This is a genomic window from Seohaeicola zhoushanensis, from assembly GCF_014656415.1.
In the GTDB taxonomy this organism is placed as follows: Bacteria; Pseudomonadota; Alphaproteobacteria; order Rhodobacterales; family Rhodobacteraceae; genus Seohaeicola_A; species Seohaeicola_A zhoushanensis.
Genome location: NZ_BNCJ01000007.1, coordinates 96290 through 116823, shown reverse-complemented (window position 1 = coordinate 116823; position 20534 = coordinate 96290). Strand labels below are relative to the sequence as shown.

Genomic DNA, 20534 nt, shown 5'->3' with positions numbered 1-20534 from the left:
TTCGGGTTGTCGGATGGCGTCGGGGCAGAAGGCCCTTGCGCCGGGCGGATACTCACAAGACCACGCCAAAGTCTAGGGTAAGACGTCGGATTTTTGGCCAAAACGGGGTTTTGGGGCGGCAATTGGCCGATTCAGGCCGTTTCCGAAGAGGCTTGCAGCAATTCGTCGATTTCAACCGCGTGACGCAGCGGAAGGGCGGGCACCGGTTCGGCGACTCCGCGCAGTTCCAGGGTGACCAGAGTCAGCGCCGAAAGGTCGATCCCGGCACCGGCCAGCAGCTCGGCCGAGACCAGCGCTTCGACGGCCATTTCCTTGGTCATCGCCTCGAGCCGGCTGGCCGCGTTCACCGTCTCGCCGATGATGGTGCGCGGGGCATGGCCGGCGGCGCCGATCTCGCCCTGCACTAGGTCGCCGAGATGCAGGCCGATTCCAATGCGGATCGGCGGGGCGCCTTCCGAGGCGAGCCCGCGGTTGAAGGTGTCCAGCGCCCGGCCGATCCCGGCGGCGGCGCGCAGGGCGGCGCGGGCCGAGCTTGCCTCGTCCGGGGCCTCGAAGAGCGCCAGCAGCCCGTCGCCGAGATACTTGTCGACCCCGCCCCCCGCCGCGGTGATCGCCGGGACGATGGCGTCGAAGAAGCGGTTGAGCAGGAAGACCACGTCATAGGGCAATTGCCCGGTGGTCAGAGCGGTAAAGCCGCGGATGTCGAGGAACAGCACCGCCATCCGCCGCTCCTGGCCCTGGCTGGCATGGGCGCGGTGGCGGCGTCCGTCGGGGCGGAAGACACGGAACACGGTGAGCGGCTGCGCGGGCCGGATCTGGCAGGCCAGCCGGGTGCCCGGCGGCGCGCCGACGGCGGCGAGGCTGCGGGCCTCGGCCTCGGTGGGCGGGTGCAGCAGCTCGGCGCCTTCCTCGACCAGGACCCGGCAGGTGGTGCAGCGCCCGCGCCCGCCGCAGAGCGCGGTATGCGGCACGCCGTTGGCGCGGGACATTTCCAGCAGGGTCGGTCCCTTGGGCGAGGCGATCTCGGGCCCGTCGACATAGCGAACCCGCACCGCGCGCCCCCGCCGGAGCAGCTTGCGCCCGCCATAGGCTGCCGCCACCAGCAGCAGTAGGCCCCAGTAGACCCGGTTGCCGACATCGCGGATCGCGAAGAGATCTGCGAAGGTCTCGCGGTCGGGCCAGTTGAAGAAGGCCCGCATCGAGGCGCGCAGCTCGGGGTCGGCGAAGGCGGCGGCGACCCGGCGGCCCTCGGTCAGGAAACCGGCCAGAGCGAAGAAGGGCACCAGCGCCGCGAGCGCGATCAGCCAGGGCAGGGCGCGGCGCCAGCGTGCATCGCTGCGCAGCCAGAAGTGCAGTCCCATGCAGCCATGGGTCCAGACGATCAGCAGCAGCAGGCTTTGCAGCCAGGCGTCCCTGGTGTCGAAGATCAGCCCGATCAGGTAGCCCATACGGTCGTTCACGCCGAAGGCGGAATGCGCCACCCGGGTGAAGGTGACATGCACGATCAGCAGCAGCGGTATCACCAGCCCGAGGACGATCTGCGTCAGCTCCCAGGCCGGCATATGCAGGGTGCGCCGCCCGGCGAGCTTCCAGAGCGCCAGGCCGGCATGGGTGAGCAGCGCGCCGTAGAGCAGCACGGTGCCCGCCAGGCTGCGGGTGATCACCTGCCGCCAGCCCTGGGCGGTATCCATCAGCTCGGACGAGAACAGGCCGAGCCCGATGTTGAGGAAATGGAACAGCGCATAGGTGAACAGCACCAGCCCCGACGCGATCCGCGCCCGTGTCGCCCAGTTGCCGCGCCAGATCGAGGTCACGCTGCGTCTCCGTCCCTTTGGTGCGAGTCTGGCGGAGCGCCGTGGCAAAGGTCAAGCGGCGTGGCTACGCCGTTGGTTCCGCCATGCCAAACCCCAAGGTCCGGCATGGCGGGGGACATCATGCAGTGACGGTTTCGGCCGGCGCCTTGGCCTCTTCGGCGGCCAGCCAACGCTCGGCGTCGAGCGCGGCCATGCAGCCCATGCCGGCCGAAGTGACGGCCTGGCGGTAGACGTGGTCGGTCAGGTCGCCCGCGGCGAAGACGCCGGGGATCGAGGTCTCGGTCGAGCCGGGCTTGACCTTGACGTAACCGCCGTGATGGGTTTCGAGCTGGTCCTTGACCAGTTCGCTGGCGGGCGAGTGGCCGATGGCGACAAAGACGCCCTTGGCCGGGATCTCGGTGATGGCGCCGGTCTGGACGTTCTTCACCCGCACCGCCTCGACGCCCAGCGGGCTGTCGGTGCCGACCACCTCGTCCAGCTCGTGGAACCACAGGGTCTCGATCTTGGGGTTCTTGAACAGGCGGTCCTGCAGGATGCGCTCGGCGCGCAGTTCGTCGCGGCGGTGGATCAGCGTGACTTTCGAGGCGAAGTTGGTCAGGAACAGCGCCTCTTCCACGGCGGTGTTGCCGCCGCCGATCACCACGATCTCCTGCCCGCGATAGAAGAAGCCGTCGCAGGTGGCGCAGGCCGAGACGCCGAAGCCCTTGAACTTCTCTTCCGAGGGCAGCCCCAGCCAGCGCGCCCGCGCGCCGGTCGCCAGGATCACCGCATCGGCGGTATAGGTCGCGCCGCTGTCGCCCCTGGCGGTGAAGGGGCGCTGCGACAGGTCGAGCGAGGTGATGATGTCGCCGACGATTTCGCAGCCCATGGCGCGGGCATGGGCCTCCATCCGGACCATCAGGTCGGGGCCCTGCACCTCGGTGTCGCCGGGCCAGTTCTCGACCTCGGTGGTGGTGGTGAGCTGGCCGCCGGGTTCGATCCCCTGCACCAGCAGCGGTTTCAGCATGGCGCGCGATGCATAGACGCCCGCCGTATAGCCGGCCGGACCCGACCCGATGATGAGAACCTTGCTGTGCCGCGTGTCGCCCATGTCATCCCCCGATGCCGTGATGTCATTACTCCAGCGGGATATAGCCATGCGAAGGTTCGGTTTGAACCCCCGATTTGGATCGGCTATCTGCACAGATCCGAGGCAGGTGCTGCATGGATAATTGCGTGTTTTCGCAATAATATTGCGCACGCGGCCCGTCTGCTATAACAAACGCAAAAAATCCAAGGAACGCCGTATGGTTGCCGCACGTCTCGACCCGATCGATCGCATGATCCTGTCCGAATTGCAGGCTGACGGGCGAATGACCAACGTCGAGCTGGCCCGCCGTGTCGGGATTTCCGCGCCGCCCTGCCTGCGCCGTGTGCGTACGCTGGAGGAGGCCGGGCTGATCCGCGGCTATCACGCCGAAATCAACGCGCGCGAGCTGGGCTTCGAGGTGCAGGTCTTCGTGATGGTGGGGCTGGACAGCCAGGCCGAGACGGCGCTTTCGGCCTTCGAGAACCGCTGCCGCGCCTGGCCGCTGGTGCGCGAGTGCCATATGCTGAACGGCGAGGTCGACTTCATCCTGAAATGCGCGGCGCCGGACCTGTCGAGCTTTCAGTCCTTCCTGACCGGCGAGCTGCTGACCGCGCCCAATGTCGCCAGCGTCAAGACCTCGCTGGTGATCCGGGTGGCCAAGGACGAGCCCGGCGTGCCCTTCGACGTGCTCGAAGAGCGGCTGAACAAGTCTGCGTAAGGCGCCCACGCCGGGCAGGGGCGCAAAAATCTTCGAAGATTTTTGCCAAGAATTTTCGAAAATTCTTGGCACTGGCGGCGGGCTTGCGCTTCAGGCGGTCAGCGCGTTCGGGCGGATCTCGTCGGCGCGCGGGAAGGCCAGCGGGCCGAAATCGCCGAACATGCCGATATGCGGGAACAGCGCGAAGAACAGCGCCCGCATCGAGTGGCTGATCAGCCGCGGCGCATGCGGGCCGGGGTGATAGGTCTCGAACTCCAGCCCGCCGATCCGGATGGTGGTGTGCCGCTTCAGGCAGATGTGGAACAGCTCCACCGCGGTGGGCGGCGCGGTCTCGACCACGTTGTTGCCGTCGACGAATTCCTGCACCGGGGTCAGCATCGGGCCACCGCCGGCTTCGGCGCGCAGGTGCGCCGGGGTGCCGAGCAGCCGGGCGGAGGGGCCGGCGAGCACGAAGGAATAGGGACGCTGCATCCCAAAGCTGTCGGCCATGATGCGGGTCAGGCGCATGTTGCGCCCGTTCGGGCCCGGACGGCCGGGAACGATGATGGTGCTGCCCTTCCAGAGCAGCGGCTGGACCTGGCCGTCGGCGGTGATGACGCGTTCGCCGGGTTGGATGTCCTCGATGGCGACCGGGCCGTTCTCGGTCTCGATCAGGGCGCCACGCGAAAAGGCGCAGAAGGCGTCTTCGAAGAGCGGCAGGGCGGGGGCGATATGGCGCACCTCCGAGACCGAGCCGTCGGGCATCAGGGCGCTCACCTCGTAGCGGCGCAGTTGCTGGCGCTGCTGGGTCCGCAGCGCGGCGGGATCATTCAGAACAGGGGAAGCCGTGCGCACAGCGCGCTGCGCGGCACGCGCAAGCGAGGTGGGGATCGTCATCTATTTCGGCCCTTTCGAACAGGGTCGCATCTCTCGCCGGCCCCCACCGACAACGACAAATCGACACTCGTTAATGTGATCTGAAGTGCAGACATTTCGCGGGTTTTGGCTCAATTTGTCAAGAAATGCGGGGAATTGTTGGCTTTCTGCCAGGTAATGCGGTTTCCGAATGTGCAACTGTTTCATGTCCGGAACCTGTCTTGCCACAATCATTGGGAATCACCCTTCCAGAAAAACCCGCCCTGCGGTTGTGCGGGGCGGGTTCTTTCCCTCACCGGTCAGGGGCAGCGTCCGGCGAGAGGGTCCTGGAGGGAAACGCCGCGATAGGTCAGCTTGCCTTCGAGGTGCGCCGTTCGGTTGCAGCAGCAACGCGGCGCGCGATCATTTCTGCCCGGCGGGTGCCACGGGCCCACGGCATGACCACTTCCGACTTGGCGGCCGTTTCGACGACGGACTTGATGAAGCGGGTCTTCGGTTTCATGTCGTGATCCTCGTGTCTGCCTGTTGTACTTGAGGCGACTCTGGCCGGGCTTTCGGGCGGGTTTTGGGCCGATTGAGGGAAATTCGCGGCCGCTCTGTTCGCGGATGGCAAACAATGCCCGAATACGGAGAAATCCCCGCCAACATTGACTAAACCAATGCGGAAGCGCGTTTTTGCAGGGTTCGGGGGCGGGCTGGACTGGCGCCCGGGCCGTTCAAATGTGTCGAAAATGCAGCGTGACGGCCGCGAATCGAGTGCCGGTCACAGCCGGATGACCGAGATCAGGCGGCCATAGTCCGCTTCCTTGGCGTGGGTGGTGCGGCGGTAGGAATAGAACCGCGCCGGGTCGGAATAGGTGCAGTGCCGGGTCCAGAGCGCATTGCCGACGCCGGCTTCGCGCAGCCGGTGCAGGCCGAAGGCCGGCAGGTCGAACATCATGCGGTCGCCATTGCCGCCGGCGAAGAAGCGGGCGTAATGGGGATCCTCTGCGAGGAAGGTCTCGAAGAACTCGGGCCCAACCTCGTAGGCGCGCTGGCTGATGGTGGGGCCGATCACCGCGACGATATTCTCGCGATGGGCGCCGAGGTCCTCCATGCCGTCGACCACGGCCTCGAGCACGCCGTCGAGCGCGCCGCGCCAGCCGGCATGGGCCGCGCCGATCACGCCGGCCTTGCTGTCGGCGAAAAGCACCGGCTGGCAGTCGGCGGTGAGCACCGCCAGCGCCAGGCCGGGGGTTGCGGTCACCATGCCATCGGCGCGGGGCTTCTCGGCCAGGGGCGCGGTCACGGTGATGACATCTGCGCTGTGCACCTGGTTGACCCCCACCAGCGCGGCGGGTTCGACCTCCATCGCCTCGGCCACGCGGGCGCGATTTATCGCCACCGCCTCGGTCTGGTCCGACGAGCCGGTGCCGCAGTTCAATCCGGCGAAAATGCCCGAGGAGGCGCCGCCCTTGCGGGTGAAGAATCCGTGGCGCAGCGGACCCAATTCGTCGGCGGTGAGAATTTCCAGCGTCATGGCTCCAGTCCGGCAGGAGGCGGTGCGCCCGGCGGGTAGAGGCCCAGCACCTTGAACAGGTTTCCCATTTCCTCGGTATGCGTCAACCGTCGATATGCAGTGGCGACGGCGGGGCCGCCCCTGACCGCCAGCGCCTCGGCGCGCTGGGCAATTCCCAGCCGGTCGAGGAAGAGGCCCTGGGGGGCCAGTCGGGTGTGCTTGGCCCCGGTGGCGGTCGCGGCCTGGGCCAGAACCTCGAAATCGACATGGGCGGTGAGGTCGGCCTCGCCGGGTGTGTCCAGGATCGGCACCGGCTGATGCGCCTTCAGCGCCTGCACCGTGTCGCCGAGCGAGCGCCAGTCGCCATAGTCGACGATCAGCGCCGCGCCGCCGTGGCGGGCGATGCGCCCGGCAATGGCTGCCATCACAGGGGCGGCGGCGGGGCAAAGTTCGACGATGTCGCCCTCGCGGGTGTCCTCCAGCCGATGCGCGAGCGCGGGCTGCGGCGCTGCGCCGGCGAGGCCAAGGGCAAGGCGACCGTCCTCCAGTCCGACGCGGAGCTCGCACCAGCCGTCCGCCGCGCGGCGGAACTGGCGTACGGGCAGGGCGTCGAAGAACTCGTTGGCGACCAGGAAGAGCGGCGCTTCGGGGAGCGCCTCGGCGGTATCGGCCCATTGGGGCGCATGACCGGCCAGCGTCTGGGCCTGCCGGGCGCGCAGGGTGGGCGAGGCTTCGACCAGCCAGAGCTCGGCCGCAGCCAGCAGGCCCGGCACCCGCGCCATGGCGCGCAGGGCGTCGGCCATCAGTGTCCCGCGCCCCGGTCCGAGCTCGGCCAGAACGATCCGCGCCGGGCGGCCCTGGTCGAGCCAGGCCTGCGCCAGCGCCAGGCCGATCAGCTCGCCGAACATCTGGCTGATCTCGGGGGCGGTGGTGAAATCGCCCGCTGCGCCCAGCGGGTCGCGCGTGGTGTAATAGCCAAGCGTCGGGTGCAGCAGGCATTCGGCCATGTAGTCGGCCATGCTCAGTGGCCCCGAGGCGCGGATCCGCGCGACCAGGTGGTCGGTGAGACTCACCGGCGTGCCCGCAGCACGAACCAGAGGCCGAGCGCGATCATCGGCAGCGAGAGGATCTGGCCCATGGTCAGGCCCCAGCCGCCGAGATGGAAGGCCAGCCCCAGCGGGTTGACCTCGGTGACGAATTGCGCATCGGGCTGGCGGACGAATTCGACGAGGAAGCGGGCGAGGCCATAGCCGGCGAGGAAGGTGCCAAGCACCAGCCCCGGCCGCTTGAAGGCGCCGCGCCGGTAGACCAGCCAGAGCAGCAGCGCGCCGAGGATCAGCCCTTCGAGCGCCGCCTCGTAGAGCTGCGAGGGGTGGCGCGCGCAGAGCGTCAGCACGCCGGGGCAGTCCTGCGCCGCCGCGCCGGGGAAGATCACCCCCCAGGGCAGGTCGGTGGGGCGGCCCCAGAGCTCGGCGTTGACGAAGTTCGCCAGCCGCCCCAGCAGCAGACCCGGCGCAACGGCATGGGCGATCAGGTCGGCGGCCTGCAGCCTGGGGATGCGGTTGCGCGCGGTGAACCAGAGCGCTGCCAGCACCACCCCGGCCAGCCCGCCGTGGAAGGACATGCCGCCCTGCCAGACCTTGGGAATCTCCATCGGGTGGGAGAGGTAATAGCCCGGCTGGTAGACCAGCACGAAGCCGAGCCGCCCACCGATGATGATGCCGAGCACCGCGAAGGTGACAAGGTCCTCGATCTGCTTTGCCGTCATCGGCGCCTCGCCCGCCCAGAGCGCCGGGCGGCGCACCGCGCGCACCGCGAGCCACCAGGCCAGAACGATGCCGGCGATATAGGCCAGGGCGTACCAACGCAGCGAGAATTGCATGTCCCCGAAGGAGACCGTGAAGAGGTCGGGGGAGAGATCGGGGAAGGGAATGGCTGCCAGCATGGCCGCTTCAATGCCCGTGCTCCGAGGGCGAAGTCAACCTTGCCGCGGGGCGCTGAAATGACCATATAGACGCAGCAGAAACGGAGAACGCCCATGCAGACGCGCAACAAGATCCTCGACGACCTGTCGCAGCTGATGACAAACGCAATGGGCGTTGCTCAGGGCGCGCGGACCGAGGCCGAAACCGCCTTCAAGGGCATGATCGACCGCTGGCTCGCCGATCGCGATTTCGTGACCCGGGAAGAGTTCGACGCGGTGCGGGCAATGGCCCAGAAGGCGCGCGAGGAGAATGCCGCGCTGGCGGCCCGTATCGCGGCGCTGGAAGCGGTGGCAAAACCCGACAGCAAGGGCTGAACGGGTTTATCCACACGCCCGACAAGGATAAATCGCGCCTATCCTGGCGACATCTTGCATCTTCGTGCCTCCTATCCACAACTAATCGTAGCTATCCACAAATATTTGCTTGCTACTGGTGCGGCAACGCAGCACCATATGTAGTATGGGCAGGGGGACATGCCCCGTCCATTGGAGCAGTCTTCTAGCACTAGAGGGATTAAACAGCCCCGACCGCTAGAAAAAATGAGGTGGCACAATGGCACTTTCCGAGCCGTATCTCGAAGACGACATCCATCCCATCGACATCGTCGAACACCTGGCCGAATACCACGAGTGGGATTTCGACCGGATCGGCGACGACCAGATCGCCATGGCGGTCGAGGGGCAGTGGCGCACTTATTCGGTGTCGCTCTCCTGGTCGGGCTACGACGAGTCGCTGCGGCTTGTCTGCACCTTCGAGATGGAGCCGCCCGAGGAGCGCCTGCCGGAACTCTATGCGCTGCTCAACGAGCTGAACGACAACTGCTGGGCGGGCGCCTTCACCTGGTGGGCCGAGCACAAGCTCATGGTCTATCGTTACGGCCTCGTGCTGTCGGGCGGGCAGACCGCCTCGGCCGAGCAGGTCGACACGATGATCGCCGCGGCGGTGATGGCGTCGGAGCGGTTCTACCCGGCGATCCAGCTGGCCGTCTGGGGCGGCAAGACGCCGAAGGAGGCGATGCAGGTCGCCATTGCAGAGGCATACGGGCGCGCGTAAACCCGTGCCCTGAACCCGCGGTTTCGCGAACCACTCCGGTGTCGCGTATCGCATTTCGCGTTCGAGCGCAGCGAGAGGCAGCGCAAGGCGATGCAAGGTTTTCGCGGGACCGCATAGGGGAGGGGCACGACCCATGAACATGAACGATATCGCCGCGGGCGGGCTGGTGCTGCTGGGATGCGGCAAGATGGGGTCGGCCATGCTGGCCGGGTGGCTTGCGCAGGGCCTGCCGGCCGCCTCAGTCTGGGTCATGGACCCGCATCCCTCGGACTGGCTGAAGGCGCAGGGCGTGCATCTGAACGAAGGCGCGCCGCTGGCCCCCGCCGTGGTCCTGATCGCCGTAAAACCGCAGATGATGGGTGAAGCGCTGCTGGTGCTGACGCCGATGGGCAATGGCAAAACGCTGTTTGTCTCGGTCGCCGCCGGAACGCCGATTGCCGCCTACGAGGCCGTTCTGGGGGCTGAGACGCCAATCGTGCGCGCCATGCCGAACACGCCCGCCGCGATCAGCCGGGGGATAACTGCGCTGATTGGCAACGCCCGCGCCAGCGCCGCCGACATGGAGCTGGCCGAGGAGCTGCTCTCTGCCGTTGGCCAGACCGTGCGGCTGCAGAGCGAGGCGCAGATGGATGCGGTGACCGGTCTCAGCGGCTCGGGGCCGGCCTATGTCTTCCACCTGATCGAGACCATGGCCGCCGCCGGCGTCGAACAGGGGCTGCCCGCCGATCTGGCGATGGAGCTTGCCAAGGCGACGGTGGCGGGCGCAGGCGCGCTGGCCGAGGCGGCGTCCGAGGATCCGGCGCAGCTGCGCGTCAACGTCACCAGCCCGAACGGCACCACCCAGGCGGCGCTGGAGGTTCTGATGGACAAGGAAAAGGGCTTCCCGCCGCTACTGGCTCGCGCCATCAAGGCGGCCACCGACCGCAGCAAGGAGCTGTCCCGTGGCTGAGATCACCTACGACGACTTCCAGAAGGTCGATGTCCGTGTCGGAACCATCACCCGCGCCGAACCCTTCCCCGAGGCGCGCAAGCCGGCGATCAAGCTCTGGGTCGATTTCGGTGGCGCGTTGGGCGAGAAGAAGTCCTCGGCGCAGATCACCAGGCATTACAAGCCCGAGGAACTGGTCGGGCGGCAGGTGCTGGCGGTGGTCAACTTCCCGCCGCGCCAGATCGGGCCGATGCGGTCCGAGGTGCTTGTGCTGGGCGTGCCGGACGAGGACGGCGAGGTCGTTCTGATCGGCCCCGGCCAGGGCGTTCCCGACGGCGGGCGGCTGTTCTGACTCAGACCATCTCGTCGGGCATGATCGGGACGCTGGCGGCGTCCTTCTCGGCCGCCGCGATGTCGTAGGGCAGGATGAAGCCCTTGCGCTGATCCGGCGGCTTGCGGGCGTTCTCGAGCGCCAGCCGACGCCATTCCTGCACCGCCCGCGCGCTGTCGTAAAAGCTCTCGCCGGCATCGTCGGGCAGCCAATGCGCGAAGACAGCCTGGCGCAGTGCGCGCACTTGTCGGCGGTCGTTCATCAACAGCCCCGCCTCGGTATCCCAGCGCAGGCTGCGCCCGTTCATGTTGGCCGAGGAAACGATGGCGGCGGTATCGTCGAAAATCGACACCTTGGCGTGGATATAGACTAGCGGCGCACCGTGCAGGCAGTCGCGCCCGTTGCTCTCGCGGCCATGCGCGCGGGGCTGGGCGGCGCCGCCGACAAAGAGCCGCCGTCCGAAGGCCTGCATCAGGATCTTGAGCGCACGGGCCTGCAGGAACTCGCCAAAGCGCGCATCCAGCCCCTTGCGCCGGCTGAAGGCGATCTCTTCGGGCGCGCCGGGCAGGATCAGGATCATCACCAGGGCGGGGTTGTCGCGCGCCAGGTTGGCGAGATAGCGCGCCAGCTTGAGGTCGCGGAAATACTGCGTCTCCATGTAGATCAGCCGCCGTGACCGGCGGGCGCAATGCTCATGCGCGGTGGCGATCTCCTGCACCAGCGTCTCGGGGCCCATGTGCCAGAAGTTGCGCTTGCGCCGTCCCGACAGGGTGCGCAGCAGCCGCCGGTTGCGCGGCGGGGCGGTGTCGCCCGCGGTCACGCAGAGGAAGCCTTCCAGATGCGCCTGCGCCTCGTCCACTGCCGGCCCTTCGAGCAGCAGCTGTACGTCGTGCCAGGTCTCCTCGGCCTCCTGGTCGTGGGCCGGGGTGTCATAGCGGCGCTCGTCCAGGTCCAGCCCGCCGATGTAGAGCCGGGTGCGGTCGAAGACGGCGAGTTTCTGATGATGCGTTGCGGGGTAGAGCGCGGGCACTGGCCAGAGCTTGGGCCGGTAGGTGCCGTCGCGCCGCCGCACCAGCCGGTCGGCCAGTCCCGGCATGTCGCGGATGGCGGCCTCGCGTTCGGCCGGATCGCGCCGGTTCAGCCAACCCGAGCTGCGCAGCTGCCGGGTAAGGATCAGCGGCCAGAAAAGCAGCCGGGGCAGCAGGCCGCTGCGCGCCGGGTGCATCGCCGGAACGGCGGTCAGCTGCGCCTCGGGGCCCGCCAGCTCCGCCGCCGTGATGAGCTGCCGCACCGAGCGCCAGGTCGTCCGGTGCAGCGCCGGGCGCGCCAGCGGGTCGAAGTCGGTGATGACCAGGTGGATCGCCACGCCCCGCTTCAGCGTGTGCACGATGAGGTCGAGCCATGTCTCGCCGATGGCGCGCGCCTCGGGTGACCTCAGCCGGGTGTCGAGGTCGAAGATCCGGAAGCTGGCCCAGATCTCGGTGCGTGCACGCAGGAATTCCCGCTCGAAGGCGGGATAGGCCTGTTCGGCCGTAATCAATGTCCTGAACGTGGAACGCACGGATGTATACTCGAATTGCGCCATATGCTGGCGCAAACCAATTTCTCTGACCAACATGCGCGTTCAACGCTGCAAGCCGCTTGTCGGTTCCGGCGTTCAGGCTTTCTCTGCCGCGACGTTGCGTTCTTCCCCGTCCGAAAGCGGGCGCAACTCGAACGCGACGCTGAGTTCGAAGATCCCGTCACCCTCGCGCCGTTCGACATTGCTGCCCAGCTGCATGGCAAAGGCCGAGACCAGTTGCGTGCCGAGCCCGCCCTCGCGGGTATCGCGGACACCGACGGCGATATCGCCTTCGGGGAGGGGTTGCTGATCGCTGGAAATCGTGTTGCCGACAGTCAGTTCGGCATGGGTGTCGTCGATCCGGACCAGCCGCAGCCAGAGCTCGGCCGGGGCATCCCCCTTCGGACCATGCGCGTATTTGATCGCGTTGGTCACCGCCTCGGCCACCAGCAGCGCCAGCGGAACCGCCTGGTCGGGCGTCATGCGGATGTCGTCGAACTGGGTCTTCACCGCAAGCCGCCGGTCGGGCCGGTCGGCCAGCGTGCTGATCTGGCGCACGATGGTGGCCAGCAGCTCGTCCGAGTGGATGTCCGACAGGCCGGCGGTCTGGTAGAGTTCGCGGTGGATCGTCGCCAGGCTCATCACCCGGTCCTGCAGGCCCTTCATGATGCTCTTGGCCTCGGCCGAATGGGTCCGCCGCATCTGCATGTTCATGATCGAGGCGATGAGCTGGAGGTTGTTCTTCACCCGGTGGTGGACCTCGCGCAGCAGCACCTCCTTCTGGTGGACAATATCCTCCATCTCGGCTTCGTCGTGCAGGATCGTCTCGGTCATCCGCTCGTAGGCCTCGGCCATTTCGCGGATCTCCAGCGGGGCCTTGCGCACGTCGATATCGCCGACGATGCGATTGCCGCTGGCAAACAGCGTGATCGAGCGGCTGAGCTTGCGGATATGGCGGATCACCAGCCGTTCGACGGCAAGCCAGGCGACGATCAGGCTGACGACCCACATCAGCACCGGGACCATGATCGGGGCCGCGCCCAGCAATCCGCCGGTGGCCTGTCCGCCCTCGGGCGGCCAGGAGCCGAGCGCGTAGAGTTCGTCGGGCACCAGCGGCACCGCCGAGAAGACGCGCTCCTGCCCGGTGACCGACAGCGCCGAGAAGGACACCGCCTTGGTGCCGGTCAGCGCCGCCAGCGCCCGGTCGCGCGGGATCGCCAGGCCGATGTCGTCGAGCCGGCGCGACGAAGTCAGGATCGTCCCCGAGGCGTCATAGGTGATCATCGTGAGCGGCTGGAGATTGTCCTTGGTACCGCTGTCCTCGGCGATGCGCAGCCCGTAGTGGGGCAGGGACAGGCTGACCAGCCCGCGATAGACGTTGTTCTCGTCGAAGACAGGGTGCGAGATTTCGAGCACCGACGAGCCCGAGACCAGCCCGATCGGCTTCACCGCAAAGGCGGTCTGCGAATCCTTCAGCGCCCGCATGAACAGCGGGTCGTCCTTGAAGTCGAACCGCTTCCCGGCCGAATTGCAGGTGCTGATGCCGGTGACAGGCACGAAGGCGATCAGCGAATACTGCGGATCCTCTTTCAACAGATCCTGCATGAGCAGGGTGCATCCGTTTTCGGTCTCGACCAGCGGCCAGATCGCGTTGGCCAGGATCGAGGCGGCCCCGCGTGCCTGCTGGATGAGGCGCAGCTCGCCGCTCGCGGCGCGCATTGTCTCGCCCATCAGCGCGGCCTCGGACCGCGCCAGCGCCTGTTCGCGCACGGCCAATGATTTGAATACGGAAATCAGCGTGAGCGGCAGGAGAACCACCGCAAGGAGGAAGGCTACGCGGTAGCCCAGCCTTTCCTGCAATCCGCGCCGAACCGGCGCATCTGTCATGCCGCCTGCACCCCCGATGTGCCCAGCACCGCGATGGTCGCCTGGTCGGCGCCCGAGATCGGGTCTTCGCCCTCGGCCAGCCCCAGAAGTTCGCACAATCGGCTGCGGGCGCGGCTGACGCGGCTTTTCACCGTGCCGACGGCGACGCCGGTCATCTCGGCCACTTCCTCGTAGGAGAAGCCCGAGGCACCGGCGAGGATCAGCACCTCGCGGTGTTCCGGCGACAGCTCCTGGAAGGCGCGGCGGAAGTCGGTCATCGCAAGGCGCCCGTCATGGGCGGGCTTCTCGTAGAGCTTGCCGGCGTGGATGCCGTCGCTGTCCGAGACCTCGCGTTTCCGCTTGCGCTTGAGCGAATAGAAAGTGTTGCGCAAGATGGTAAACAGCCAGGCCCGCATGTTCGTCCCGGCCTGGAACTTGTCGATATTCGTCCAGGCCTTGACGATCGTTTCCTGCACGAGATCGTCGGCGGCCGAGGCGCTGCCGCAGAGGCTGATGGCAAAGGCCCTGAGCGCCGGAAGATGTTCCGGCAAGTCGTCGCGCGGGTCCCCCGGACTGCTCATTGCTTGGCTTCCTTCTGGCGCAGCTGTTCCAGCAAGTCCCGGAAGCGGTCCGGAACCTGTTCCTCGAGCGTTTCCTGGAAGACCTTCTTTAGGTTCTCGTCGATCTGCGCTTGCAGCTTCGCTGTGTCGTTGCTCTGTTTCATCGCACGAATTTGCCCGGCATTTTTTTCACGATCGTATGGAACCTAACGCAGCACGGTTGCGTTGGTTCCCAAGAAAATGACGATGGGAGACAAAAAATGACGTCGAAGGAACCTCGGGATTTCGCGGCCTCCGTTGCAGCGAACGTTCCTTTCCTGCGCCGCTACGCGCGCGCGCTCACCGGCAGCCAGGACAGTGGCGACCGGTATGCCGCGGCGACCCTCGAAGCCATTCTGCTCGACGATACCCCGGCCAAGTCGGGAACCGATGCCAAGGTCGGCCTGTTCCGGGCCTTCCACATGGTCTGGTCCAGCGCCGGCGCGCCGGTGGGCGAGGCCGACACACATCTGGCCGCCCGTGCCCAGCGTCACATGGCCTCCCTGACCCCCAACACCCGCGAGGCGCTGCTGCTGCATGTAATCGAGGGCTTCACCACCGAGGAAATCGCCACCATCATGGATATTTCCGCTTCGGAAGCCTCGGAGTTCATCAACATCGCCCGCCGCGAGATGGAGAACTCGGTGACCGGCAAGGTCATGGTGATCGAGGACGAGGCGATCATCGCCATGGATATCGTCTCCATCGTGCAGGACGTCGGTCATGCAGTCACCGGCATCGCGCGCACCCGGACTGAGGCCGTCAAGCTTGCCAACATGCAGCGTCCCGACCTGATCCTGGCCGACATCCAGCTGGCCGACAATTCGTCGGGGATCGACGCGGTCAACGATATCCTTGCCAAGTTCTCGGACGTTCCCGTCATCTTCATCACCGCCTTCCCCGAGCGCCTGCTGACCGGCGCGCGGCCGGAGCCGGCCTTCCTCATCACCAAGCCGTTCTCCGAAGAGCAGGTCCGCTCGGCGGTGAGCCAGGCGATGTTCTTCTCTTCGACCGAAACGCTCGCGGCCTGACCTTTTCCCCTCGGTTTTTCGCAAGTTTTCATGGTTTGAAGGAATGCCGGGCGTCACCGCCCGGCATTCTCTTTGGCTCACTTCGCAGTGGCACGCAGCATCCAGGCCGCCTTTTCGTGGAAGGCCGATCGCGCGGTGATGAGGTCGGCGGTCACCGGGTCGTCGTGTTCATCGGCGAGCGAGATCAGCTTGTGCATCCGCTTGGCAACCTTCTCGTGATCGTTCGCCAGGTCCTCGACCATCGCCTGCGCCGAGGGCAGTTTGGCGGCGTCCTTGACGACCGAGGCATCGATCACCTCGTCCAGCCGCGCCGGCGCCAGCTGGCCCAGGGCGCGGATGCGCTCGGCTATCTCGTCGGCGGCCTGGAACATGTCGGCATACTGGCCTTCGGTCAGGATGTGGATCGGGTGGAACAGCGGGCCTTCGACGTTCCAGTGATAGGCATGGGTCTTGAAGACCATCCGGTAGGTATCTGCCAGCGCCTCTGCCAGGCCCTTGGCCACCGGTTTGACCTCCTGCACTCCGGTCTTCACCTCTTCCGATTTCGGGACAACTTTCATCGCGTCTTTCATGACTGATCCTTTCCTGAAAAGGCCCCGCTGGGCGGGGCGAAACCTGGTTCGGGCCGGCGCAAAGGGCCGCCGGGCCTCTGGGGAAAGAACGCGGCGGGTCTGGGGCGGTTCCATCCCTGGCGGGCGGGACGCCCGGGACATGCCCGTTTCGCGGGCATTCCAAACAATTGTCTGTGAACATGCCTTATCTCTTTCCTCAGGCTTCTGTTGCCCTGAGGCAAAGGCAGCCCTAAGACTCCTGCAACGAGGTGGGGACAATCCGGGATGATGGCTGCTCTCAGACAGTTGGTCTTGTCATGCGTGGTTTTGGCGGGCGCGGTCTGGCTGCTTGCCAAATACGTGCCGGCCGCCGGGCCCTGGCTCGAAAAGGCCGGAGTATACGAACTCCTCTCCATCGACCCGCCCCCCGCGGCGGCTGTGGCCTCCGGCTTCGGCGGCGGCGGCCCGCGTTCGGCGACCCCGGTGGTGGCCGTGACGGTGGTGATGGAGCAACTTACAGACGAGGTCGCCGCCATTGGTGACGGCCGGGCCTTCCGATCGGTCTCGGTGCGCTCGGACGTGGCGGGGCGCGTGATCGAGGTGCCGATCGCCTCGGGCGAGCGGGTGGGCGAGGGCGACACGCTGGTCCGGCTGGACGATGCCGCCGAGCGGATCGCGCTAGAGAAGGCCCGCCTGACCCTGGCCGATGCGCAGGACGAGCTGGCCCGGGTGCGCACCCTGTCGGAATCGGGCGCCGCCACCGAGGTGCGCCGCCGCAGCGCCGAGCTGGCCCAGAAGGCCGCGCAGCTTGGCGTCGAACAGGCCGAGTTCGACTTGAGCCAGAAAAGCATCCGCGCGCCGATCCCTGGCTGGGTCGGCCTGCTCGAAGTCGAGGTCGGTGACCGCATCACCAACCAGGACGTGCTTGCGGTGCTGACCGACCGCTCGCGCATCCTCGTCGATTTTCGCGTGCCCGAGCGGCTGACGCCGCAGATCCGCGCCGGCGTGCCCTTCGAGGCCGAGCCGCTGGCCCTGCGCGGGCGGCACCTGACCGGCGAAGTGGTGGCAGTCGACAACCTGATCGACCGCGCCTCGCGCACGCTCCGGGTGCAGGGCGAGATCGCCAATACCGACGACTCGCTGCGCTCGGGCATGGCGTTCTCGGTCAAGATGCAGTTCCAGGGCCCGGAACACCCCGCGGTGCCTTCGCTGGCGGTGCAATGGACCTCGGACGGGGCCTTCGTCTGGGCGGTGCGGGATGACAAGGCCCGCCGCGTGCCCGTCACCATCCTGCGCCGCACCGCCGACAAGGTGCTGGTCGACGGCGACCTCGCCCGCGATGACCTGATCGTCGTCGAGGGCGTGCAGAACCTGCGCCCCGACGCCGAGGTGGTGGTGCAGCAGGCGCAGTCGGCGGCAGCCGACGGGCTGCGCGCTTCGGCAAAGCTCTGAGCCATGAGCACGCCCGAAACCCAGGCCGCCGGCGACGCCCAGCTCGACAAGGGTGGGTCGACCGCGCTTTTCGTGCGCCGCCCGATCCTCGCTTTCGTCATCAACGCGCTGATCCTGGTGGCCGGTCTTGCGGCGCTGCTGGGCGTCGAAGTGCGCGAACTGCCCGACGTCGACCAGCCGGTGATCAGCGTAACCACCACCTTTCCCGGCGCTTCGCCCGAGACCGTCGACCAGGAGCTGACCGGCCGCATCGAGGGCGCGGTGGCGCGGGTCTCGGGGGTGCAGTCGATCTCGTCGAACTCGCGCTATGGCCGCAGCCGGGTGACGATGGATTTCTCGGACGACGTCGATATCGACACCACCGCCACCGACACCCGCGACGCCATCGCGCGGATCGCCAACGACCTGCCCGACGACGCTGACGCGCCGGTGATCGTCAAGGCCGACGCCAATGCCGACCCGGTGATGCGCCTTGCGCTGACCTCGCCGGGACGCCGGGCCGACGAGCTGACCAGGATCCTGCGCGACAATGTCGAGGATTCGCTGATCTCGATCCCCGGCGTGGCCGACCTGCAGATCTACGGCGATGCCGACGGTATCTTCCGCATCGACATCGACATGCTGGAACTGGCGAGCCGGGGCCTGTCGCTGGCCGATATTCGCCGCGCGCTGGAGACGGTGGCCTTCGACGTGCCCGCCGGCGACATGCGCAGCACGCGGCAGTCGATCAACGTGCGCACCACCGCGACGGTGAACACGCCCGAGGCCTTCGAGGCGATCCAGATCGGCCCCGACGTCTGGCTGCGCGACGTCGCCCGCGTCAGCCTCGGGCCGGCGCCGAACCAGACCGCGCTGCGCGCCAACGGCCAGTCGGGCATCGGCATCGGCATCGTGCGGCAGGCCACGTCGAACACGCTGGATATCTCGCGGCAGGTCCGCGAGGTCGTGGCCGACCTGAACGAGACGCTGCCGCCCGACATCAGGCTGTTCGTGACCTCGGATGACGCGCTGTTCATCAACGGCGCGATCCAGGAGGTGCTCTATACGCTGGTGCTTTCGGTCATCATCGTGGTGGCGATCATCTTCCTGTTCCTGCGCGACCTGCGCGCCACGCTGATCCCGGCGCTGACCCTGCCGGTGGCGCTGATCGGGACGGTGGCGGCGGTCTATATCGTCGGCTTCTCGATCAACATCCTGACCCTGCTGGCACTGGTGCTGGCCACCGGCATGGTGGTGGACGACGCCATCGTCGTGCTCGAGAACATCGTGCGCCGCCGGGGCGAGGGCATGGGCCCGCGCGCCGCCGCCGTGCTCGGGACCCAGCAGGTGCTGTTCGCGGTCATCACCACCACCGCCACGCTGGCGGCGGTCTTCATCCCGCTGAGCTTCCTGCCCGGCCAGGCCGGCGGGCTGTTCCGCGAGTTCGGCTTCACGCTGGCGATGTCGGTGCTGCTCTCCTCGGTGGTCGCGCTCTCGCTGGCGCCGGTGCTGGCGAGCCGCCTGCTGGAACACAGCAGGATCGGCGAGGAGTCGCGCGGGCCGATGGTCTGGCTCGGCAACCGGCTGAACGCGCTCTACGCCTGGACCCTGCGCGGCGCGCTGGCCAATCCGCTGGTCATCATCGTCGCCGCCGTGCTCTTCGCCGTTGCAGCGGCGCTGGTCGCCGGCGGCATCCGGCAGGAGCTGACCCCGCGCGAGGACCGTGCGCTGGTCCTGGCGCGAGTGACCGCGCCGACCGGCGTCTCACTGGAATATACCATCGACAAGCTGCACCTGCTGGAAGAGCGGGTCCACTCGCTGCAGGAGACCCGCGAGGTGCGCAACGTCTTCTCCGTGATCGGCTTCGGCGCCGACAACGTCGGCTTCATGGTGATGACCCTCGCGCCCTGGGAAGAACGCGAGCGCTCGCAGCAGGAGATCGTGGCGGACATGAACCGGCTGATCGCCGATGTGGTGGGCGTGCGGGTCTTCGTCATCCAGCCGAACTCGCTGCGCATCCGGGGCGCGGGCCGGGGCCTGGCCTTCGCCATCACCGGCGAGGACTATGACCAACTGGCCGAGGTGGGCGACAAGCTGGTCGAGCAGATGCAGCAGGACAAGCGCTTTGGCCAGGTCCGGCTGGAATACGAAACCACGCTGCCGCAGCTCTTCGTCGAGGTCGACCGCGTGCGCGCCTCGGACCTCGGGGTCGATATCACCGGCCTGGGCGACGCGCTGCGCGCGGTGCTGGACGGGCGCTCCATCGGGTCGGTCTTCATCGGGGACACCAGTTTCGATGTCCAGATGCTCTCGACCTCGGACCCGGTGGACGACCCTGGCGACCTGCAGCGCATCTTCATCCGCGCCAGCGACGGGCAGATGGTGCCGATGTCCTCCTTCGTCTCGCTTGAGGAGCGGCCGATCGCGCCGGAACTCGACCGCGAGGGCAAGAAGCGCTCGGTCGAGATCACCGCGACGCTGACGCCCGAGATGTCGCTCGGCCAGGCGATGGACGAGGTCAACCGACTGGGCGCCGAGGTGCTGGAGCCGCAGAACGCGATCCTGCCGCTGGCCGAGGCCGCGGCGCTGGAGCAGACCGCCTCGGGGCTGGTCTATACCTTCGGCTTTGCCGTGCTGGTGGTGCTGCTGGTGCTGGCGGCACAGTTCGAGAGCTTCATCTCGGCCTTCGTGGTGATGGCGACGGTGCCGCTGGGGCTGGCCTGCGCCATTTTCGCCATGTCCTTTACCGGGATGAGCCTCAACGTCTATTCGCAGATCGGGCTGGTGATGCTGGTGGGGATCATGGCCAAGAACGGCATCCTGATCGTCGAATTCGCCAACCAGCTGCGCGAAGAGGGGGCGAGCACCTGGCAGGCGATCTACGATGCCTCGACGATCCGGCTGCGTCCGGTGATGATGACGATGACTTCGACGGTGCTGGGCGGCGTGCCGCTGATCCTGTCGTCGGGCGCAGGGGCCGAGGCGCGTGAGGCGCTGGGCTGGGTGATCGTCGGCGGGCTGGGGCTGGCGACGCTGGCGACGCTCTACCTGACGCCGGTGGCCTACCTGCTGCTCGCCGGCTTCTCGCCGCCGCGCTCGAAGGAAGAGGAACGCCTGCGCCGCGAGCTGGGCGAGGCGGTGCAGCCCAAGGGAACCGCGCCCACGCAGGCGTGATCGGTTGCGAGGCGGCACCGGCTTGCGGTGCGCCGCGTGCCGCGGCCAGATGGCGGCAATGCCCGGAGAC

The 20534-nt window shown here is 67.3% G+C and carries 20 protein-coding genes; 8 read left to right on the top strand and 12 right to left on the bottom strand.

Annotation, left to right across the window (positions count from 1 at the left end):
- Positions 1 to 131: 131 nt before the first annotated feature.
- Both IE266_RS13875 and trxB read right to left on the bottom strand, forming a co-directional pair.
- Positions 132 to 1814: an adenylate/guanylate cyclase domain-containing protein gene (locus tag IE266_RS13875; RefSeq protein ID WP_229864114.1), complete on the bottom strand. Its 1683-nt coding sequence runs from the start codon at positions 1812 to 1814 to the stop codon at positions 132 to 134.
- Between the two features lie 118 nt (positions 1815 to 1932).
- Positions 1933 to 2904: a thioredoxin-disulfide reductase gene (trxB, locus tag IE266_RS13870; protein WP_189680694.1), complete on the bottom strand. Its 972-nt coding sequence runs from the start codon at positions 2902 to 2904 to the stop codon at positions 1933 to 1935.
- 196 nt (positions 2905 to 3100) lie between these two features.
- Here trxB and IE266_RS13865 point away from each other — a divergent pair, with 196 nt between their 5' ends.
- On the top strand, positions 3101 to 3601 hold the full coding sequence (locus IE266_RS13865; RefSeq protein ID WP_189680693.1) for an Lrp/AsnC family transcriptional regulator: 501 nt from the start codon (positions 3101 to 3103) through the stop codon (positions 3599 to 3601).
- A gap of 90 nt (positions 3602 to 3691) precedes the next feature.
- On the opposite strand, the gene IE266_RS13860 is transcribed toward IE266_RS13865, so the two are convergent.
- The 5 genes from IE266_RS13860 to lgt all read right to left on the bottom strand — a co-directional run bounded on the left by IE266_RS13860 (position 3692) and on the right by lgt (position 7899).
- A complete protein-coding gene (locus tag IE266_RS13860) occupies positions 3692 to 4477 on the bottom strand; it encodes a Hint domain-containing protein (RefSeq protein WP_189680692.1) in 786 nt (261 codons plus the stop codon).
- 328 nt (positions 4478 to 4805) lie between these two features.
- Complete coding sequence (locus IE266_RS13855; protein WP_189680691.1) at positions 4806 to 4958, bottom strand: hypothetical protein; 153 nt, start codon at positions 4956 to 4958, stop codon at positions 4806 to 4808.
- A 261-nt stretch (positions 4959 to 5219) separates the two neighbouring features.
- A complete protein-coding gene (gene pgeF, locus IE266_RS13850) occupies positions 5220 to 5975 on the bottom strand; it encodes a peptidoglycan editing factor PgeF (RefSeq protein ID WP_189680690.1) in 756 nt (251 codons plus the stop codon).
- Positions 5972 to 7027, bottom strand: a complete 1056-nt coding sequence (locus IE266_RS13845; protein WP_189680689.1) for a class I SAM-dependent methyltransferase — start codon at positions 7025 to 7027, stop codon at positions 5972 to 5974. Before IE266_RS13845 ends, pgeF begins: the two co-directional genes overlap by 4 nt.
- Positions 7024 to 7899: a prolipoprotein diacylglyceryl transferase gene (gene lgt / locus IE266_RS13840; protein WP_189680688.1), complete on the bottom strand. Its 876-nt coding sequence runs from the start codon at positions 7897 to 7899 to the stop codon at positions 7024 to 7026. Before lgt ends, IE266_RS13845 begins: the two co-directional genes overlap by 4 nt.
- A 93-nt stretch (positions 7900 to 7992) precedes the next feature.
- Here lgt and IE266_RS13835 point away from each other — a divergent pair, with 93 nt between their 5' ends.
- The 4 genes from IE266_RS13835 to IE266_RS13820 all read left to right on the top strand — a co-directional run bounded on the left by IE266_RS13835 (position 7993) and on the right by IE266_RS13820 (position 10272).
- Positions 7993 to 8253, top strand: a complete 261-nt coding sequence (locus tag IE266_RS13835; protein WP_189680687.1) for an accessory factor UbiK family protein — start codon at positions 7993 to 7995, stop codon at positions 8251 to 8253.
- A gap of 238 nt (positions 8254 to 8491) precedes the next feature.
- A complete protein-coding gene (locus tag IE266_RS13830; protein WP_189680686.1) occupies positions 8492 to 8992 on the top strand; it encodes a type III secretion system chaperone family protein in 501 nt (166 codons plus the stop codon).
- A gap of 133 nt (positions 8993 to 9125) precedes the next feature.
- On the top strand, positions 9126 to 9941 hold the full coding sequence (gene proC / locus IE266_RS13825; RefSeq protein ID WP_189680685.1) for a pyrroline-5-carboxylate reductase: 816 nt from the start codon (positions 9126 to 9128) through the stop codon (positions 9939 to 9941).
- Positions 9934 to 10272 carry a tRNA-binding protein gene (locus IE266_RS13820; protein ID WP_189680684.1) on the top strand — a complete coding sequence of 113 codons (339 nt, stop codon included), beginning with the start codon at positions 9934 to 9936 and terminating at the stop codon, positions 10270 to 10272. The genes proC and IE266_RS13820 overlap by 8 nt, the downstream gene beginning before the upstream one ends.
- 1 nt (position 10273) lies before the next feature.
- Here the strand turns inward: IE266_RS13820 and IE266_RS13815 are convergent, their stop codons facing one another.
- From IE266_RS13815 to IE266_RS13800, 4 genes are all read right to left on the bottom strand, one after another.
- Entirely contained in the window at positions 10274 to 11812 is a 1539-nt protein-coding gene (locus IE266_RS13815) for a phospholipase D family protein (protein WP_229864113.1), read from the bottom strand.
- Positions 11813 to 11908: 96 nt separating this feature from the next.
- The gene (locus IE266_RS13810) at positions 11909 to 13699 is read right to left on the bottom strand and encodes a histidine kinase dimerization/phosphoacceptor domain -containing protein (RefSeq protein ID WP_189680682.1); all 1791 of its coding nucleotides are present in this window, start codon (positions 13697 to 13699) and stop codon (positions 11909 to 11911) included.
- A complete protein-coding gene (locus IE266_RS13805; RefSeq protein WP_189680681.1) occupies positions 13696 to 14259 on the bottom strand; it encodes an RNA polymerase sigma factor in 564 nt (187 codons plus the stop codon). The genes IE266_RS13810 and IE266_RS13805 overlap by 4 nt, the downstream gene beginning before the upstream one ends.
- Positions 14256 to 14402 (bottom strand): NepR family anti-sigma factor, encoded by a 147-nt coding sequence (locus IE266_RS13800; protein WP_189680680.1) that lies wholly within the window; start codon positions 14400 to 14402, stop codon positions 14256 to 14258. The genes IE266_RS13805 and IE266_RS13800 overlap by 4 nt, the downstream gene beginning before the upstream one ends.
- A gap of 96 nt (positions 14403 to 14498) precedes the next feature.
- On the opposite strand from IE266_RS13800, the gene IE266_RS13795 reads away from it, so the two are divergent.
- Positions 14499 to 15308 (top strand): response regulator, encoded by an 810-nt coding sequence (locus IE266_RS13795; RefSeq protein ID WP_189680679.1) that lies wholly within the window; start codon positions 14499 to 14501, stop codon positions 15306 to 15308.
- A 77-nt stretch (positions 15309 to 15385) separates the two neighbouring features.
- Here IE266_RS13795 and IE266_RS13790 read toward each other — a convergent pair whose 3' ends face one another.
- Positions 15386 to 15880 (bottom strand): Dps family protein, encoded by a 495-nt coding sequence (locus IE266_RS13790; RefSeq protein WP_189680678.1) that lies wholly within the window; start codon positions 15878 to 15880, stop codon positions 15386 to 15388.
- Positions 15881 to 16147: 267 nt separating this feature from the next.
- Here IE266_RS13790 and IE266_RS13785 point away from each other — a divergent pair, with 267 nt between their 5' ends.
- Together IE266_RS13785 and IE266_RS13780 are read left to right on the top strand one after the other, a co-directional pair.
- A complete protein-coding gene (locus IE266_RS13785) occupies positions 16148 to 17311 on the top strand; it encodes an efflux RND transporter periplasmic adaptor subunit (protein WP_189680677.1) in 1164 nt (387 codons plus the stop codon).
- 3 nt (positions 17312 to 17314) lie between these two features.
- The gene (locus tag IE266_RS13780) at positions 17315 to 20464 is read left to right on the top strand and encodes an efflux RND transporter permease subunit (protein WP_189680676.1); all 3150 of its coding nucleotides are present in this window, start codon (positions 17315 to 17317) and stop codon (positions 20462 to 20464) included.
- The last annotated feature ends 70 nt before the right edge of the window (positions 20465 to 20534 follow it).

Bases quoted from the DNA above. Each gene is read 5' to 3' on its own strand.
- IE266_RS13800 (WP_189680680.1), bottom strand. From the start codon at position 14,402: ATGAAACAGAGCAACGACACAGCGAAGCTGCAAGCGCAGATCGACGAG.
- pgeF (WP_189680690.1), bottom strand. From the start codon at position 5,975: ATGACGCTGGAAATTCTCACCGCCGACGAATTGGGTCCGCTGCGCCAC.
- trxB (WP_189680694.1), bottom strand. From the start codon at position 2,904: ATGGGCGACACGCGGCACAGCAAGGTTCTCATCATCGGGTCGGGTCCG.
- IE266_RS13805 (WP_189680681.1), bottom strand. From the start codon at position 14,259: ATGAGCAGTCCGGGGGACCCGCGCGACGACTTGCCGGAACATCTTCCG.
- IE266_RS13855 (WP_189680691.1), bottom strand. From the start codon at position 4,958: ATGAAACCGAAGACCCGCTTCATCAAGTCCGTCGTCGAAACGGCCGCC.
- IE266_RS13835 (WP_189680687.1), top strand. From the start codon at position 7,993: ATGCAGACGCGCAACAAGATCCTCGACGACCTGTCGCAGCTGATGACA.
- IE266_RS13790 (WP_189680678.1), bottom strand. From the start codon at position 15,880: ATGAAAGACGCGATGAAAGTTGTCCCGAAATCGGAAGAGGTGAAGACC.
- IE266_RS13785 (WP_189680677.1), top strand. From the start codon at position 16,148: ATGGCTGCTCTCAGACAGTTGGTCTTGTCATGCGTGGTTTTGGCGGGC.
- IE266_RS13860 (WP_189680692.1), bottom strand. From the start codon at position 4,477: ATGACGATCCCCACCTCGCTTGCGCGTGCCGCGCAGCGCGCTGTGCGC.
- IE266_RS13795 (WP_189680679.1), top strand. From the start codon at position 14,499: ATGACGTCGAAGGAACCTCGGGATTTCGCGGCCTCCGTTGCAGCGAAC.
- IE266_RS13780 (WP_189680676.1), top strand. From the start codon at position 17,315: ATGAGCACGCCCGAAACCCAGGCCGCCGGCGACGCCCAGCTCGACAAG.
- IE266_RS13830 (WP_189680686.1), top strand. From the start codon at position 8,492: ATGGCACTTTCCGAGCCGTATCTCGAAGACGACATCCATCCCATCGAC.
- lgt (WP_189680688.1), bottom strand. From the start codon at position 7,899: ATGCTGGCAGCCATTCCCTTCCCCGATCTCTCCCCCGACCTCTTCACG.
- IE266_RS13810 (WP_189680682.1), bottom strand. From the start codon at position 13,699: ATGACAGATGCGCCGGTTCGGCGCGGATTGCAGGAAAGGCTGGGCTAC.
- IE266_RS13865 (WP_189680693.1), top strand. From the start codon at position 3,101: ATGGTTGCCGCACGTCTCGACCCGATCGATCGCATGATCCTGTCCGAA.
- proC (WP_189680685.1), top strand. From the start codon at position 9,126: ATGAACATGAACGATATCGCCGCGGGCGGGCTGGTGCTGCTGGGATGC.